The organism is Ruegeria sp. (genome assembly GCF_965221235.1).
Classification (GTDB): domain Bacteria; phylum Pseudomonadota; class Alphaproteobacteria; order Rhodobacterales; family Rhodobacteraceae; genus Ruegeria.
This window is the reverse complement of sequence record NZ_CBDCRS010000004.1, coordinates 197,576-213,353: the sequence shown is the minus strand read 5'-3', so window position 1 is coordinate 213,353 and position 15,778 is coordinate 197,576. Positions and strand designations below refer to the sequence as shown.

Below are 15,778 nucleotides of genomic sequence, written 5' to 3'. Positions count from 1 at the left end.
ATGTTCTCACTTTGTTCTCAATCTGGAAATGCAGCCAAATGCGCCTTAGCGAGACAGGATCAGGCGGCCATCGGTGAACTGAACGTTCGAGAACCGATGCAGATAATCCATCCCCAGCAGCGACTGACGCAAGTCCCCCTCATTGACCCAGGCAGACACGCCGTGATCGGTGATCGGCCCCAGTTCAAGACTATCCAGTCGGACGGGCGCGGTGCGCACCTCTCCGTTCGCGGTGGAGGCGCGGCCGAGGTAATTCAGCTGATCAGGGTCGAGGCCAATGCGCCGAGCGTCCTGTTCGCTCAGCACAATCTGGCTGGCGCCGGTATCGACAAGGAAGGTGATCGGCTCTCCGTTCACCAGAACGGGCAGATAGTAATGGCCGTCAAAGGACCGCGGCACCTCGACCGTTTCGCCGGTGACTGTCATCTGCGGAGAGGGGCCGACGGTTGAACGAATGTCTTCCCACAACCCGACAACGGCGATGACGCCGATAAAGATGAACACCCAGGCCATCGCCTGCTGCATGGTTTTGTTCAGTGACTGGCGGTTTTGTGAGACGAACCAAAACACCACGGCTGCCCCCAGCACGACCAGATACACCAAACGTCCAATGTCGTCGCCGACCATACCGCTAACCCTTGCCAGTTCATTACAACGTATATGGGTGTTTACGACGCGAAACCAAAGGCTTTGAGGCCATCCAAAATGAATTGAACCGACAAAGCCGCCAGCAACATACCCAGCAGCCGGGTCAGCACGTTCAGCCCGGTCTTACCCAGAATGCGCGCGATGAGGCCACCGGACAGGAAGAAGGTCAGCACCACGGCCATCACCGCAAACATGACCAGAACAGCTTCGGCGATGCCCAGAATGCCCGGATGCTGACCGGCCAGCAGGATGATTGTCGCAATCGAACCCGGTCCGGCCACCAGAGGGATCGCAAGCGGAAAGACTGAGGGGTCGTTGTGTTCTTCTTCTTCGACCCGGTCTTCACGCCGTTTGGTGCGGCGTTCGAACAGCATGTCCAGCGCCGTCAGAAACAGCAGCGCGCCTCCGGCGATCTTGAACGCCTCCATCGAGATGCCGACAAAGCCCAGAACCGCCTCACCAAATGCAGCGAAGGCAATCAGAATGCCCGAGGCCACGGCGCAAGTGCGAAAGGCCGTTATGCGGCGGGTGCGTGCATCCATATCCTGCGTCATCGCCACAAAGATCGGCGTGGTGCCGAACGGGTCGATCACCACGAAAAGCGTGGTGAAGGCGGTGATGAAAAAGGCCAGATCCATCATGCGGTGTTCTCGGCGGTTTCAAGACGTTCGGCGGCGGCGACCCACAGCGCTTCGGCCTTTTGCATGGCTTCGGTGACTTCGGCGAATTTGCGGTTCCAGGTTTCCAGATCGTTGATCTTGTCATCCTCGTACAGCGCCGGATCCGCCAGCTTGGCCGAGAGCTTCTCGTGCATATCCGTCAGCTTCTCGATCCGGTCCTCGCATTTACGCAGATCGGCGCGCAGGGCCAGCATGGTATCGCGTGAGGGACGCTTGGGTTTCGCTGCCTGCGGTTTTTCCTTCACCGGCTTGTCGCGGGCGAGTAGCAGGGTGCGATAGGCTTCGAGGTCCTGATCAAAGGGTTTGACCGTCCCGTCTGAGACCAGCCACAGCCGGTCCGCCACCAGCGACAGCAGGTGCATGTCATGGCTGACCAGCACTACCGCCCCGGAATAGGCGGTCAGCGCCTCGACCAGCGCCTCGCGACTTTCGATGTCCAGGTGGTTGGTCGGTTCGTCGAGGATCAGCATATGCGGCGCGTCGATGGTCGCGATCAGCAGCGACAGGCGGGCTTTCTGACCACCCGACAGGCGGCCGACCTCGGTTTCTGCCTGATCCGCGTTCAGGCCAAAGCCAGCCAGACGAGACCGCCATTTGCCCGGAGCCTCATCAGGTCGCAAACGGCGCAGGTGGTCCAGAGGGGTTTCGTCTATATACAGCTCGTCGACCTGATGCTGTGCGAAATACCCGATGCGCAGCTTATTGGATCGGCTCATCTTGCCCGCCATCAGGGGCAGGCGGTCGGACAGCAGCTTGGACAGGGTCGATTTGCCCTGACCGTTCTTGCCCAGCAGCGCGATCCGGTCGTCCTGATCAATACGCAGGTTCAGACGGCGCAGCACCTCGACCTCACCATAACCGGTCACGCCGCCTTCGATCTGGATGATCGGCGGGGACAGTTCTTCCGGTTCCGGGAACGAGAACGCACGCAGGGCAGCCTCTTGCGGGGTGGAGACCAGCTGGATGCGTTCGATCATTTTCAAACGCGATTGGGCCTGCACGGCCTTGGACGCCTTATAGCGGAAGCGGTCCACGAAACTTTGCAAATGCGCGATGCGCGCCTTGGCTTTGGCGTTCTCAGATTCGGCCTGCGCCAGACGCTCGGCGCGGCGTTCGGCGAATTTGTCGTAAGGCACCGCATAGTAAGTCAGCTTGCGATCTTCCAGATGCAGAATCGAGCCGACGGCACGGTTCAACAGCCCGCGGTCGTGGCTGATGATGATTACGGTATGAGGGTACTTCGCCAGGTAGCTTTCCAGCCACAGCGCACCTTCGAGGTCCAGATAGTTGGTCGGTTCGTCCAGCAGTAACAAATCAGGCTGTGAAAACAGCACTGCCGCCAGCGCCACGCGCATCCGCCAGCCGCCGGAAAAATCCGAGCAGGGTTTTAGCTGGTCCTCATCGTCAAAACCCAGACCTTTGAGAATCGAGGCAGCACGCGCCTCAGCCGACCAGGCGTCGATATCGGCCAGACGGGTTTGAATCTCGGCAATACGCGCGGGATCTTCGGCGCTCTCAGCCTCGGCCATCAAAGCCGCGCGCTCGGTATCGGCGGCCAGAACGGTGTTGATCAGTGAGACGTCGGACGAGGGCACCTCTTGCGCCACCCCACCAATCCGCGCACGTTTCGGGACCGCGATATTGCCGGATTCCAGAGCCAGCTCTCCCCGGATCAAGCGGAACAGCGTGGTCTTACCCGTGCCGTTCCGTCCCACAAGGCCAACCTTGTGACCATCGGGAATGGTGGCGCTGGCGCCGTCAAACAGCGGGCGGCCTTCGACCGCATAGGTGATGTCTTCGATCCGTAGCATGAGGCCGCTCTTAGCAGAGCCGTGATGCCGCCGCCAGCGGCTTGGCATGTTCATCTGACGGGCAATGTGTTAGCGCTGTGTCGTTTGCTTTTCTGAAATGGTTTTCGACATGCGCGCGGCACAGACGCCCCCCAATTTGATCACTCTGATCTTCGCCACGGCGCTATCGGTGCTATCGCTGAACATGTTCCTGCCATCGCTGGCGCATATGAGCGAAGACTTCGCGGTCGACTATGGCCTCGTGAACCTATCAGTGGCCGGGTATCTGGCGGTCTCAGCCGTGCTGCAACTGATCATGGGGCCGCTATCGGATCGGTTTGGGCGTAGGCCGGTTTTGCTGATCTGCATGACTATCTTCGTCCTCGCATCAATTGGATGCACGCTGGCCGAGTCGATCTGGGTTTTTCTGGGTTTCCGACTGTTGCAGGCCGTGGTTGTCGCTGGCTCGGTTCTGTCCAGCGCCTCGATCCGGGACAGGTATCCGCCCAACGAAGCCGCCAGCAAGCTGGGATATGTGGCGATGGCCATGGCGCTCGCGCCTATGCTCGGGCCAATGTTGGGCGGCGCTTTGGACATGCTGTTCGGTTGGCGGGCCGGGTTTGTGCTTTATTCGGTGCTGGGGGCAGGGCTGTTGGCCCTGCTGTGGTTCGATATGGGCGAGACCAACACTGACCGCTCCTCAACCTTCGCCGCGCAGCTGCGGGAGTATCCACATCTGTTCCGCGCCCGCCGGTTTTGGGGCTATGCGCTCTGTGCAGCGTTCTCGATCGGCGGGTTCTACAGCTTCATCACCGGCGCGCCTCTGGTCGCCGCCGCGTGGTTCGACTTGAGCCCCGCTATGTTGGGTCTTGGGATTGGGATCATCACCGGCGGCTTCATGGTCGGAAATTTCGTCACCGGGCGCATTGCGGCGCACACCCGGTTGACCACGATGATCCTGTACGGGCGGATCGTGGCGTCGGTCGGGCCGTTCTTCGGGTTAGTGCTGTTTGTTGCCGGTCATGGCTCGGTCTGGGTGTTCTTTGGCTCGGCCATCTGCGTGGGTTTTGGCAATGGGTTGACCAACGCCAACGCTTCGGCTGGAGCTATGTCGGTACGGCCCAAACTGCCCGGTAGCGCGGCGGGGCTGTCTGGGGCGATGGTCGTGGCGCTCGGCGCGATCCTGACCTCAATGACGGGCGCTTTCGTCAGCCCAGAGAACGGCCCTTATCTGGTTCTCGCCATGATGAGCGGCAGTAGTTTTGTGGGCCTGCTGGCGGTGCTTTATGTGCGCAGGTTGGACAGGATCGACCCGCTGCCCGAGACGATCTGAACCACAAACCATCATAACGCTTTTCATAAGGCAAATACCGTGATACGCGGCGCGCGATGGATTCAGGCGCGAGCCCCGCGCCTTATGTTAAGGAGAGGCCGACATGGCACTGGAACGCACATTCTCGATCATCAAACCCGATGCAACCCGCCGCAACCTGACTGGCAAGATCAACGCCAAGTTCGAAGAAGCAGGCCTGCGCATCGTGGCGCAAAAGCGCATCCACATGACTAAAGAGCAAGCCGGCAAGTTCTACGAAGTGCACGCCGAGCGTCCGTTCTATGACGAACTGTGCGAATTCATGTCGTCGGCTCCGGTCGTTGTTCAGGTTCTGGAAGGCGAAGGCGCCATTGCCAAGAACCGTGAAGTCATGGGCGCAACCAACCCTGCAGACGCAGCCGCTGGCACCATCCGCGCCGAGTTCGCTGAGTCGGTTGGCGAAAACTCGGTCCACGGTTCGGACGCTCCGGAAACCGCGGCTGTTGAGATCGCCTACTTCTTCTCGGGCATCGAACTGGTCGGCTAAGTCGCCATCAGATCAGAATTTTGGGCCGCTCCCGGTATCGGGGGCGGCCTTTTTTATTCCGGTTTCAGATCGTTGGCCGATACACGGACCCCGATGGCGTCAAGATCGGACACCAACTGCGATTCCGGCGCGGCGCTTACACCGGCCTTGATTGCATCAAACCTCTGACGCAGGGCTTTTTTCTCTTCGCCCTTGCAATCATTCCAAGGGCGACCCTGCAATCCCATGACCAGCACGTAATAGCCGATGAAATGTGGGCGCGAACCGGTCTCCAGCAGACGAGCATAAGCGGCGTCTGCACCCATTTCACGTAAATCCTGTGCCGAATGAATCCCAGCGCGTGTGCAGGCTTGCTCGAACGCGGGGCCAAGATTGCGGATAGAGGAGACAGGATCAGACATGCCGAAGTCATAGCCACATGTCCCGGAGAAGTCGATCTGACGTAGGGTCAATTTTTGACGGGACTTGCCCGACATGTCAGCTTGGGATTTCATGCAAGTGTATGGCCACCCGGGTGCAAGGGGCAAAGGTGATGGCAGACCAAAGCGAAGTGTTCATTGTCCCGGGGGCCTTCGATCCGCAAGGCATCTCGGCCAGGTTACGAGGCCTGACCATTCGGGTTGAAGCATCCCGCAGGCCCCAGCCGTTTGAGATTCTGGATTGTTACGATCAATCACTCAGGTCTGAAGGGCGGTTGTTGCTCCAGACTGACGATACCCTGCGATTGCTGAGCCCAGAGGGAGAGGTCGCCCAACAAGAGGGTACTGGCAACGGAAAGCTTGTGGCAGATCTGGCCGCCGGGCCGGTTCGCGCGGCTTTGCGTGGGTTCCCCAAGCTGCGCGCGCTTATCGGTATCGCCGAAGGAACGGTTGAGGCAGCCACATTCGTGATTTTGGATGACGTTCAGAAAACTCGGGTGCGGGGCAGCGTTGAGTTTTTGTCTACGAATAAAGGGCAGGCATCCGTTTTGCACGTTCATCCGATGCGCGGATACAAACCTGCATTCCAGACGGTCTGCGCCACGTTGCGAACCATGGCAGAAGACGTGGATGGCATTGAGCCGGTGTACCGTATCCTGTTCCCCGGGCTGCAATGCTATAATGCCAAACCCGAAGTGCGGCTAGGCAAGTACGAGCCCTCGATTGAGGTGGCGGCGGACATCATTCGCACCTATCTTGAAGTTGCCCGCCAGAATGAAGCGGGCGTGATCGCGGATATCGACACCGAGTTTCTGCATGACTACCGCGTGTCCCTGCGTCGGGTACGGTCTGTGTTGAGCCTGTTCAAAGGTGTTTTGTCACCAGAGCAGACCGCGGACCTGAAACGGCAGTTCTCGGACCTGATGGAGCCTACAGGGCGGTTGCGTGATTTGGATGTCTATCTTTTGGAAAAAGATAATTTTGTCAGCCAGATACCATCTAGCCTTCACGCAGGTGCGGAGGTGATGTTTGACCTATTTGCACAGGAACGCAGGCAGGCGCTGGATGGGCTGACGCGCAGGTTGCGCAGCGCCTCATATAAAGCGCAGATGAGCGGGCTTGCAGCGCCGTTTGCCGACACCAGCGGGTTAGAACCGGGGCTGAAAGCGTCGCATGGCGCGTATGAATATGCGTGTTCGTTAATCTGGAAGCGATATCGGAAACTGTGCAAACTGGCGCGGGGAATAACCCCGGAAACCCCGGATGACATCGTACATGACCTACGGATCGACTGTAAAAAATTGCGCTATCTGATGGAGTTCTTTGCGCCATTGTTTGATCCCAAAGCTTTCAAAACGCTGATCAAGCCTTTGAAAAAACTTCAGGATAACCTTGGCCTGTTCAACGATTGCTCGGTTCAGCAAGAGGCGTTGTTGCAATTTTTGTCCGTGCACAGCAACCGTCAGGGTCGAGCAAACGCACAGTTGGCCATGGCCGTCGGAGGGTTAATCGCCGTACTGGATCAACGCCAAAAGGCCGAACGCGACCGGGTGATTACCAATTTCCAGCATTTTGACAGCCCGGACGTGCAACACCTGTTCCGATTCCTGTTTCACCACAAAAAGGAGTGAGGCGTGAAAATCATTGCCTGCTACAGCAACAAGGGCGGCGTGGGGAAGACCGCGACCTCGGTGAATCTCGCGTACGCCTACGCGCAGGCGGGTCACAAGGTGCTCTTGTGCGATCTTGATCCGCAGGGGGCATCAGGGTTCTATCTGCGGGTTAAACCGTCAAAGAAGCTGACGGATGCGCGATTTTTCGAGGATGTCGAACGCTTTACCAAATCCATTCGCGCCAGCGATTTCGATGCGTTCGACGTGTTGCCCGCCAACCTGACCTTTCGCGATTTCGATGTGTTTCTGTCCCGGATGCGGAACAGGCGGTCGCGGTTAAAAAAGGCTCTGGTGAAGGCAGGCAGCGATTATGATGTGATCGTTTTGGACTGCCCACCGAATTTTTCGACCTTGTCCGAAAATATCTTCAAAGCCGCCGACCAGATCGTCGTCCCGGTGATCCCGACAACCTTGTCGGAACGGACCTTCGATCAACTGGTTACTTTCTTTGATACTCAGGGGCTGCCCAAGAAAAAAATCAGGGCGTTCTTTTCGATGGTGCAAAGGCGCAAGACGCTACATCTGCAAACAATGCAGACGATGCGTGAGCTATATCCGAAACGGTTTCTTCAAGCCGAGGTACCTTTTGCCGCCGATATCGAGAAGATGGGTCAACATCGTGCGCCCGTAAGTGTTTATGCCGGACGAAGCGCCGCCAGCACAGCATATCGGGCGCTGTTCGAAGAACTGGAAAACGGAGTGGTTTCAAGCAAATGAGCACCGAAATTGAACGAAAGTTTCTGGTCGCGGACATGCCGGATTTGAGTGGCACAGAAAAAGCGGTTGTGCGTCAGGGTTATCTGACGGCCCCCGACGACTCGACCGAGTTACGCCTGCGTCAGAAGAATGACAGCTATTTCCTGACCCTTAAGGGCGGTGGCGCGATGGTGCGGGTAGAACGTGAGGCTGAGATTACAGCAGAGCAATTCGAGACGTTTTGGCCCGAAACCGAAGGGCGGCGGGTCGAGAAAGAACGCTATACAGGGAAACTGCCAGACGGGCGCGTTTTCGAGTTGGATGTGTTTTTGGGCAGCCTTGCTCCTTTGCGGTTGGTTGAGGTCGAATTCCCGACCGAGGCCGAGGCGCATGGCTACGCCCCTCCGGGCTGGTTCGGAGCCGATGTGACGGCGGATAAACGTTACAAAAACAAGATGATGGCGATCAATGGCGCGCCGGACTAAGGTTTGCGCGCCAGTATGACCGAGGCTTCCAGACCGGGATCGCAATTACGCGCTTCAAATGCGCCGCCGTGCATATGCGAGATTGCGGCGACGAGAGCTAGCCCAAGCCCCGCATTCCTCTCGCGCCGCGCGGGGTCCAGTGTGACAAACGGCATTTGCAACCGCGGCAGATCTTCTGGTGGGACACCCGGACCCTGATCCCGAACGCTGAGACGGGCATCGGGGCCGCTGTCAGACAGAGTAATCGTTATTGTACTGTCATCAGGGGCATAGCGCATTGCGTTTTCCAGCAGGTTCGACAGCGCCTGGGACAACAGGGGTCGATGCCCAAGTATGGGCTGCGCCGTACCTGTGACCTCCAACTGGATGCCCTGATCGGCGGCGACAGGGTCGTAAAGTTCGACGACATCCTCTACCAGATGTTGCAGGTCCACCGGCTCGAACTGTTCCCGGCCAACACCGGCTTCGGCGCGCGAGATTTCGGTCAGTTGGCCCAGCACGCGCAGCACGTGTTCGATCTCGGTGCTGGCGCGGGCAATGTCTATCTCGCGCTCCTGATCGGTTTTGGTGGGGTCCGACAGCGCCTCAACTCGCTGTTTCAGGCGAGACAGGGGTGAGCGCAGGTCATGGGCGATCGAGTTCGACGTGGTGCGCAGGTTGCTCACCAGTTCTTCGATCCGGTCCAGCATGGTGTTGAGCGTTCCCGACACCTGATCGAACTCGTCCCCCGTGCCGCGCAGAGGCATGCGGCGTGACAGGTCGCCCGACACGATATTTTCGGCTGTGCTGGCAATGTCGGACAGGCGAGAGAAGACAAGGCGTGTGAACAGCCAGCCGGTCAGAACGCTTAGCACCAGCGCAATCGTCAATGCGATGCCGACGGATCGCAGCAGAACCCGGTCGAATTGTTGTCGGGCCAGCGCGTCGCGTCCCACCAAAAGCCGCTCGCCGCCGGGCAGGCGGATCGAAGCGGCCGAAATGGGAACCAACTGATCGTTATCCGCGCGGCGCAATTCCATATCGACCCAGCCGCTGCCCGCCGCGATATCATCGGGCCACTGCTTGAGATTGCCGGCCAGTTTTGCCCCAAAGCGGTCGGTCAGCAGGTACAGCGCGTCCCGCTCGGATGCTGTGGGAATGCGCCGCTCAATGGCGGTCAGCAGCCCGATCAATCCGCGGCGTTCATATTCGTCCGCCAACCCGGTCAGTTCCGCCGATACAACGGACCGCGTCTCTCCCTCGATACTGCGGTTCGCGGTCACATAGACCAGCGCCAGTACAGTGGCCGTTAGCAGGGTGCTGAGCACCATACTGGCCAAAACGAGTCTCGTGCGGGAGTTGTTGAACGAAATTCGCAGGTTATCCATCAGATACCATGTATCCGGCACCCCGGACGGTTTCAATCAGCGGGGGCTCTCCGCCTTCGTCCAGCTGCCGCCGCAGCTTGGAGATATGGACGTCGACCACATTGGTGTTCGGGTCGAAATGATAGTCCCACACACCCTCAAGCAGCATGGTGCGCGACACCACACGGTTTTTCCGGCGCAGGAAGAATTCAAGGATCTGAAACTCGCGCGGGGTAAGCGTGATCTCGCGCCCGTTGCGTGTGACCTTCCGGGTCAGCAGGTCCATCTCAAGGTCTTTGCAGTTCAGCGTTGGACTTTCCTCGGATTCCTGCGGGCGACGCAGAAGGGCCTCAATCCGGGCGTGTAACTCCTGGAATGAAAAGGGTTTGACCAGATAGTCGTCGGCCCCGGCGCGCAACCCTTTGACACGCTCGTCAACGGCGCTCATCGCGGTCAGCATCAATACAGGTGTTTTCAGGCCCGCCGCGCGCATCGACTTGATCAGCGACAGCCCGTCCAGACCCGGCAGCATCCGGTCAAGTACCACCGCATCAAAGCCTCCGTCAGTGGCATGGTACAGGCCCTCGCGGCCATCTTCGGCCATTTCGACAACATAGCCTTCTTCGCTAAATCCCTTGGCAATAAAATCACGGGTATCTTCGTCATCTTCAACAATAAGCAGGCGACGGCTCATAATCCGAGTTCCTTTCTATCAGGATTTAAACACAAAATTTCGGGTAAAGCACTTGGTTTTCGGGAATTTACGTGCCGGGTGCGTCGCTGCGCACCCGGCAGTCCCAGCGGTTTGCGGACAATTCAAACCGCCGAGGAGGCGCCCGCCAGATTTCCCCATCATGTGGCGCGCGCGGGTGTCAGATCAGGCGATTTCCACCGCAACGAAGATCTGATTGCCTCCGCGGTTGATCAGCACAAGCGCGGGATCGGTCTTTTCGCTGTCCAGCGCGGCTTTCAATGCGTCCGGAGTCGCAATTTCCTGACCTCCCAGTTTCACGATCACATCGCCACGTTGCAGACCGGCCTTGGCCGCAGGGCTGTCGGGGGACAGGTCAGTAACGATCACACCATCGACATTCTTAGCCACGCCCATTTCGGCGCGGTTGCTGTCAGTCAGCGGGGCCACGGTCACGCCCAGAGCTGTGCCCGAGACGGTCTCATCCACCGATTTGTCGATCTCGGCCGAGGCGCTTTGATGCTGGCCGATTGTCAGCTCGATCTGTTGTTCCGTGCCATCGCGCAGAACGGTCAGAACGCTGTAGGTGCCGACTTTTGTGGTGCCGACAAGGATGGGCAGATCGCTGCTGGAATCGACAGCCTCGTCATTGAAGGTCAGAATGACGTCGCCCTGTTCCAACACACCCTCAGCGGGGCTGCCTTCGACAACATCTGCGACCAGCGCGCCGGTAGAGGTGTCAATGCCGAGTGCTGCCGCCAATTCGGGGCTGACGTTCTGGATCGAAACACCCAACCAGCCGCGGCTGACCTGACCATCATCACGCAGATCGGCTGTAATGTGCTCTACGATGTTCGAGGTTACGGCAAAGCCCAGACCCACGGAACCGCCGGTGGGCGAGTAGATGGCCGAGTTCACACCGACCACTTCACCGTCCATGTTGAACAGCGGACCACCCGAGTTGCCCTTGTTGATCGCGGCATCCGTCTGGATGAACTCGGCGTAGGGGCCTTGTGAGATGTTGCGGCCTTTGGCCGACACGATCCCTGTGGTCACAGTCGAATGCAGCCCAAATGGGTTGCCGATGGCCACAACGTCTTCGCCCACGCGGATCACGTCGCTGTCGCCCAGCTCAACGGCTTGCAGGATTTCACCCGCGTCGATCTTCAGGACCGCGATATCGGTCAGCGGGTCGGTGCCGATGATCTCGGCGTCAAAAGTCCGGTCGTCCGACATCCGAACTGTCACGGTTTCGGCATTGTCGACGACATGGTGGTTGGTGACGATGTACCCGGCCTCATCAAGAATGAACCCGGAGCCAAGCCCCTGCACGGGACCGCGCTGGGGGGCATTGAAGCCTTCGGGCGCGCCGAAGCGTTTGAAAAATTCCCCAAACGGGTGGTCTTCGAAATCAAAGTCCTGTCCGCCAGCCTGTGCCGGTGTCACGCCTTGTTCGGCGATGATCGTCACAACCGATGGTGAGACGTTTTCGACAAGGTCGGCCAGTGCCTCGTCGGCCATTGAGGGCAGGGCGGTTGTCGCCAACAGCGCGGCGCTCAGCGCGCCGGCGCCGACCCAGCTGTATGTCCCCGGAAGAAGAAGAGAGGATTTGCGGATGCTCATTTTGGTCTCCTGTTTATGTCACGCGATTGCGGCCGCGTGTTGGGACAGGAGATGCGCTTCACGTCTGAGTGTTTCCTGAGAGATTTGTTAAGAAATCTTAATTTTGCCACAAAATCACCCGTTCCTCGCCTCAGGCGTAACTGCGGGAATAGGAAGATTTGCGCGAATCAGGTGTGCGAATCGGTGGATTGTTGCCGATCTGGGGGCACGGCAGTGAAAAGAGTTGAATTAAATCAGTTTTGTTAACAAATCAGTCGTCGTTTTCCGCTGCATAGTGAAGATCGCCTTTAGGTTGAGTTGCGTGCTGGATTTAGGGCGCAATCAGGGAATCATTTAATAGCATAATCGTTGGATAGCTTGTTCAGGGCAGACATAACTTTGGTTATGGCTGAATAGATCGAAAAGCTTGATCGCCTAAAGGTAGAATCGTGTTTCGGCGATGTTGCGGAAAAACCATTCCGATACCTCTAAAATTAACCCTTCTTTCCAGTTTTACGTTGTTTGAAGACTGTGGATGGGTGACGATGAATGTGCCCAAGCGAGGGGGAGCCAGCGGCACTAGGGGGTGCCAACGGCTTGTCACAGTCACTGGAAGCGCTGAGCGGCATGTTAACGAGGGGGTCTTGTTTAGGTTCGGCAGCGGAATAGCCATGATGCCATAGGCAGAATTGGCCGCGCTTCTAGGATTGATGAAAAGTGGTAGTCCTGTTTTGGGCAACCGGCCCGGTCTTAACAGACCGGGCCGCGTTCATTTTGGGCGCGCATATTTCAACGAGTGCGTTCTGCCCGCCATGCCGCCCAATCCTCGGGCGTGTCCAGATCCAGCAGCGCGTTTTTTCCTGGTAGGGGGTGCAGGTGCGTTTGACCCGGATGGGAACGAACCACGGATTGCGCCCCTTCATCGCCGGTCAGTTGGCTGAGCTGGTCAAAAAGGCTGTGGTGAAACACGACGGGGTGCCCGGGTTTACCCTCAGCAGTGGTTCCGCGCCAGATCAGGTAGTCCGGGTGGTTGTCCACCGAAGCCATCACCGCGTTCAGGTCCGTGGTGGTGATGTCGGGAAGGTCCGCCAGCAAGACCATGACCGCCTGCGTGTCGCCGGGAACATGCGCCAACGCGCGTCGCAAGCTGGCGTTCATGCCTTCTTGGGCGTCCGGTACACCGACGAGATGCAGGTCCAGCCCGCGCAGCGCATCGTATCGCGGATGCGGAGAGGCCGGCATCGCCACAATGACCGGCCCTGCGCCCTGTGCAACGATGGCTGAGCGGCGCAGCAAAGGCTGGCCGTCGACGTCCTGCAACAGCTTGTCTGCACCGCCCATGCGGCTGGATTGGCCGGCGGCCAATAGAAGGATGGGGATCTGGGTCATGGCATCAGGATGACGTTACGCGCGCCCGGTGTCATCCCCGCATTCGCGCGCCATCCGCATCAAATAATGGATTCGAGATCACACGAGCCGGTCGCATGTGCCCCAGTATCTCGATCTGAACCTCCAGCCCATCCTTGGCCCGATCCGTCGGTACAAACCCCATAGCGACCGATTTTTCAGCGAAATGCGAATAACCGCCGGAGGTACAGAAACCTACGACCTCACCATCCAGCCAGATGGGTTCATAGGCATTCACATCAGCGTCTTCGGCATCAACCTCAAACGCGACAAGTTTCCGCGCAGAACCGCTTGCGCGCTCTGCTTCTGCCGCCGCGCGACCGATGAAATCGGCATTCTTGGTGAACGAGATGAACCGATCCAACCCGGTTTCCGCCGCTGTGTAGTCGGGCGAAAACTCCCGCATCCATGAGCCAAAGAATTTATCCAGACGCAGACTCATCATCGCGCGCATTCCGAACGGCACCATGGCGTGAGCTTGCCCGGCCTGCCACAAAGTCCACCACAGTTGTCGCTGTGCCATCGGATCGCAGTAGATCTCGTATCCCAGATCGCCGGTGTAACTGACCCTTTGAACGATACAGTCTGTCATCCCAACCGTCATGCGGCGCACGTCAAGAAAACGGAAATCGGTCAGGTCATCGCGGGTACAGGCCGCCAGAACCTGCGTGGCCTTTGGGCCTGCAATCTGGAACCCGTTGAGCCGGTCGCTGATATTTTCGATTGTCACGCCATCCTGCGCGTTCTGTTCAAACCAGCGCATATGGAACGCCTGACTGCCGTAAGAGGCGGTCAGCCGGAATTCGGTCTCACTCAGGCAGGATACCGTGAAATCGCCGATCAGCTTGCCTTTGGGCGAAAGCATCGGCGTCAGAGACACTCGGCCCGGTTTCGGGATGCGTCCGGCCATGATCCGATCCAGCCAGTCGCGGGCGAGGGGGCCGGTGATGCGGTACTTGCCGAAGTTGTGCACTTCGTTGATGCCCACGCCATTGCGGACCGCGCGGACCTCGCGCCCAGTTGCACCGAACGCGTCGGAACGACGGAATGAGGGTGTTTCATACCCCGGCTCATCGTCCTGTGCGAAATAGTTTGGCACCTCTAACCCGTATTGCTGCCCCCAGACCGCGCCCAGATCGCTGAAGATGTCATACATCGGGGTCGTGCGGTTCGGCCGCGCGGCGGGCAGTTCTTCGTTCGGGTAGGCGACGCTGAATCGTTTTTGATAGTTCTCGATCACCTTAGGGCGGGTATAACCGGGGCTGATCCAATCGCCGAAGCGGGCCACGTCCATAGCGAACACATCGCGCTCGGGCTCGCCCTCGATCATCCATTGCGCCAGCGTCAGGCCAACGCCGCCACCCTGGCTGAAACCGGCCATCACGCCGCAGGCAGACCAATAGTTGCGCATGCCCGGTACCGGCCCGACCAAAGGGTTGCCGTCGGGCGCAAAAGTAAACGGCCCATGGATCACCGATTTCACACCGGCTTCGGCCAGAACCGGGAAGCGTTTATAGGCAAATTCGATACTGTCGGTGATCTTGTCATAGTCGTCGGGCAGCAGCTCGTGGCCGAACTCCCATGGTGTTCCGTCCACGGCCCAAGGTTTGCAGGGCTGTTCGTAGAATCCGATGCACAGGCCCCGACCTTCCTGTCTCAGATAGCTTTCGCCTGCCGGGTCCATCACATGCGGATGTTCGCCGCCCGCGTCGATAATTGCTTCGATCTGTGGGATCGAGTCGGTCACCAAGTACTGATGCTCCATCGGGTGCAGCGGGAAATAGACACCCGCCATCGCGCCAACCTCACGCGCCCACAGGCCACCCGCGTTGACCACATGTTCTGCATGAATGGTGCCCTTGTCAGTGACCACATCCCAAGTACCGTCCGGGCGTTGGTTGGTCTCGCGCACCATGCAATGCGTCTCGATCGTAGCTCCGCCCATTCGCGCGGCCTTGGCATAGGCATGGGTCGTACCCGACGGGTCCAGATGCCCATCGAGCGGATCGTAGAGCGCGCCGATGATGCCGTCTGTATTGGTGATAGGAGCGATCTTATTGATCTCTTCCGGGCCGACGATCTCGGTCTCCAGCCCCATGAAGCGGTGCTTGGCGCGTTCGGCCAGTAACATGTCGAACCGGTCCCGATTGTCGGCCAGTGTCACACCACCCACATGGTGCAGACCGCAGGACATCCCGGTGATCTCTTCCAGTTCCTTGTACAGACGGATGGTATAGCCCTGTAGCGCGGCCATGTTGGTGTCGCCGTTCAACGTGTGAAACCCACCCGCCGCGTGCCAGGTCGAACCACTGGTCAGTTCCGAACGTTCAAGCAGCATGACGTCCGACCAGCCCAGTTTGGTCAGGTGGTACAGAACGGAACAACCAACGACACCGCCGCCAATCACCGCCACGCGGGTTTGAAGTTTCATAAACGCCTCCGTCTGTGTTTTTTGCAGTCTGATTAATGGGAGCGTTGATGC

At 58.6% G+C, this 15,778-nt stretch carries 14 protein-coding genes; 5 read left to right on the top strand and 9 right to left on the bottom strand.

Features of this window, described 5'->3' with window-relative positions; all coding sequences use genetic code 11:
* Nucleotides 1-45: 45 nt before the first annotated feature.
* From ACOQOY_RS04075 to ACOQOY_RS04065, 3 genes are read right to left on the bottom strand one after another with little or no spacing between them, the layout of a single operon-like run.
* Nucleotides 46-627 carry a retropepsin-like aspartic protease family protein gene (locus ACOQOY_RS04075; RefSeq protein ID WP_420584208.1) on the bottom strand — a complete coding sequence of 194 codons (582 nt, stop codon included), beginning with the start codon at nucleotides 625-627 and terminating at the stop codon, nucleotides 46-48.
* Between the two features lie 41 nt (nucleotides 628-668).
* The gene (locus ACOQOY_RS04070; protein ID WP_420584207.1) at nucleotides 669-1,289 is read right to left on the bottom strand and encodes a MarC family protein; all 621 of its coding nucleotides are present in this window, start codon (nucleotides 1,287-1,289) and stop codon (nucleotides 669-671) included.
* Nucleotides 1,286-3,139, bottom strand: coding sequence for an ABC-F family ATP-binding cassette domain-containing protein (locus ACOQOY_RS04065; RefSeq protein ID WP_420584206.1), 1,854 nt, complete (start codon nucleotides 3,137-3,139; stop codon nucleotides 1,286-1,288). Before ACOQOY_RS04065 ends, ACOQOY_RS04070 begins: the two co-directional genes overlap by 4 nt.
* A 109-nt stretch (nucleotides 3,140-3,248) precedes the next feature.
* Here ACOQOY_RS04065 and ACOQOY_RS04060 point away from each other — a divergent pair, with 109 nt between their 5' ends.
* Both ACOQOY_RS04060 and ndk read left to right on the top strand, forming a co-directional pair.
* Entirely contained in the window at nucleotides 3,249-4,451 is a 1,203-nt protein-coding gene (locus ACOQOY_RS04060) for a multidrug effflux MFS transporter (RefSeq protein WP_420584205.1), read from the top strand.
* A 103-nt stretch (nucleotides 4,452-4,554) separates the two neighbouring features.
* Entirely contained in the window at nucleotides 4,555-4,977 is a 423-nt protein-coding gene (gene ndk / locus ACOQOY_RS04055; RefSeq protein WP_155143779.1) for a nucleoside-diphosphate kinase, read from the top strand.
* Nucleotides 4,978-5,030: 53 nt separating this feature from the next.
* Here ndk and ACOQOY_RS04050 read toward each other — a convergent pair whose 3' ends face one another.
* Nucleotides 5,031-5,378: a TfoX/Sxy family protein gene (locus ACOQOY_RS04050; protein ID WP_420587206.1), complete on the bottom strand. Its 348-nt coding sequence runs from the start codon at nucleotides 5,376-5,378 to the stop codon at nucleotides 5,031-5,033.
* Between the two features lie 131 nt (nucleotides 5,379-5,509).
* On the opposite strand from ACOQOY_RS04050, the gene ACOQOY_RS04045 reads away from it, so the two are divergent.
* Genes ACOQOY_RS04045 through ACOQOY_RS04035 form a run of 3 tightly spaced genes read left to right on the top strand, consistent with a single transcriptional unit; the run spans nucleotide 5,510 to nucleotide 8,250 of the window.
* Nucleotides 5,510-7,027: a CHAD domain-containing protein gene (locus ACOQOY_RS04045; RefSeq protein WP_420584204.1), complete on the top strand. Its 1,518-nt coding sequence runs from the start codon at nucleotides 5,510-5,512 to the stop codon at nucleotides 7,025-7,027.
* Nucleotides 7,028-7,030: 3 nt separating this feature from the next.
* Complete coding sequence (locus ACOQOY_RS04040) at nucleotides 7,031-7,786, top strand: ParA family protein (protein WP_420584203.1); 756 nt, start codon at nucleotides 7,031-7,033, stop codon at nucleotides 7,784-7,786.
* Nucleotides 7,783-8,250 carry a CYTH domain-containing protein gene (locus ACOQOY_RS04035; RefSeq protein WP_420584202.1) on the top strand — a complete coding sequence of 156 codons (468 nt, stop codon included), beginning with the start codon at nucleotides 7,783-7,785 and terminating at the stop codon, nucleotides 8,248-8,250. Before ACOQOY_RS04040 ends, ACOQOY_RS04035 begins: the two co-directional genes overlap by 4 nt.
* On the opposite strand, the gene ACOQOY_RS04030 is transcribed toward ACOQOY_RS04035, so the two are convergent.
* The 5 genes from ACOQOY_RS04030 to ACOQOY_RS04010 all read right to left on the bottom strand — a co-directional run bounded on the left by ACOQOY_RS04030 (nucleotide 8,247) and on the right by ACOQOY_RS04010 (nucleotide 15,727).
* Nucleotides 8,247-9,560 (bottom strand): sensor histidine kinase, encoded by a 1,314-nt coding sequence (locus tag ACOQOY_RS04030; protein WP_420587205.1) that lies wholly within the window; start codon nucleotides 9,558-9,560, stop codon nucleotides 8,247-8,249. The genes ACOQOY_RS04035 and ACOQOY_RS04030 overlap by 4 nt on opposite strands.
* 49 nt (nucleotides 9,561-9,609) lie before the next feature.
* Nucleotides 9,610-10,290 carry a response regulator transcription factor gene (locus ACOQOY_RS04025; protein WP_420584201.1) on the bottom strand — a complete coding sequence of 227 codons (681 nt, stop codon included), beginning with the start codon at nucleotides 10,288-10,290 and terminating at the stop codon, nucleotides 9,610-9,612.
* 183 nt (nucleotides 10,291-10,473) lie between these two features.
* Complete coding sequence (locus ACOQOY_RS04020) at nucleotides 10,474-11,910, bottom strand: DegQ family serine endoprotease (protein ID WP_420584200.1); 1,437 nt, start codon at nucleotides 11,908-11,910, stop codon at nucleotides 10,474-10,476.
* Between the two features lie 768 nt (nucleotides 11,911-12,678).
* On the bottom strand, nucleotides 12,679-13,278 hold the full coding sequence (locus tag ACOQOY_RS04015) for a nucleotidyltransferase family protein (RefSeq protein WP_420584199.1): 600 nt from the start codon (nucleotides 13,276-13,278) through the stop codon (nucleotides 12,679-12,681).
* A 31-nt stretch (nucleotides 13,279-13,309) separates the two neighbouring features.
* On the bottom strand, nucleotides 13,310-15,727 hold the full coding sequence (locus ACOQOY_RS04010; protein ID WP_420584198.1) for a GcvT family protein: 2,418 nt from the start codon (nucleotides 15,725-15,727) through the stop codon (nucleotides 13,310-13,312).
* Between the last annotated feature and the right edge of the window lie 51 nt (nucleotides 15,728-15,778).

What these genes read in the sequence shown, in the direction of transcription:
- ACOQOY_RS04015 (WP_420584199.1), bottom strand. Translation starts at nt 13,278, where the DNA reads ATGACCCAGATCCCCATCCTTCTATTGGCCGCCGGCCAATCCAGCCGC.
- ACOQOY_RS04035 (WP_420584202.1), top strand. Translation starts at nt 7,783, where the DNA reads ATGAGCACCGAAATTGAACGAAAGTTTCTGGTCGCGGACATGCCGGAT.
- ACOQOY_RS04075 (WP_420584208.1), bottom strand. Translation starts at nt 627, where the DNA reads ATGGTCGGCGACGACATTGGACGTTTGGTGTATCTGGTCGTGCTGGGG.
- ACOQOY_RS04070 (WP_420584207.1), bottom strand. Translation starts at nt 1,289, where the DNA reads ATGATGGATCTGGCCTTTTTCATCACCGCCTTCACCACGCTTTTCGTG.
- ACOQOY_RS04020 (WP_420584200.1), bottom strand. Translation starts at nt 11,910, where the DNA reads ATGAGCATCCGCAAATCCTCTCTTCTTCTTCCGGGGACATACAGCTGG.
- ACOQOY_RS04060 (WP_420584205.1), top strand. Translation starts at nt 3,249, where the DNA reads ATGCGCGCGGCACAGACGCCCCCCAATTTGATCACTCTGATCTTCGCC.
- ACOQOY_RS04025 (WP_420584201.1), bottom strand. Translation starts at nt 10,290, where the DNA reads ATGAGCCGTCGCCTGCTTATTGTTGAAGATGACGAAGATACCCGTGAT.
- ACOQOY_RS04050 (WP_420587206.1), bottom strand. Translation starts at nt 5,378, where the DNA reads ATGTCTGATCCTGTCTCCTCTATCCGCAATCTTGGCCCCGCGTTCGAG.
- ndk (WP_155143779.1), top strand. Translation starts at nt 4,555, where the DNA reads ATGGCACTGGAACGCACATTCTCGATCATCAAACCCGATGCAACCCGC.
- ACOQOY_RS04045 (WP_420584204.1), top strand. Translation starts at nt 5,510, where the DNA reads ATGGCAGACCAAAGCGAAGTGTTCATTGTCCCGGGGGCCTTCGATCCG.
- ACOQOY_RS04010 (WP_420584198.1), bottom strand. Translation starts at nt 15,727, where the DNA reads ATGAAACTTCAAACCCGCGTGGCGGTGATTGGCGGCGGTGTCGTTGGT.
- ACOQOY_RS04065 (WP_420584206.1), bottom strand. Translation starts at nt 3,139, where the DNA reads ATGCTACGGATCGAAGACATCACCTATGCGGTCGAAGGCCGCCCGCTG.
- ACOQOY_RS04030 (WP_420587205.1), bottom strand. Translation starts at nt 9,560, where the DNA reads ATGGTGCTCAGCACCCTGCTAACGGCCACTGTACTGGCGCTGGTCTAT.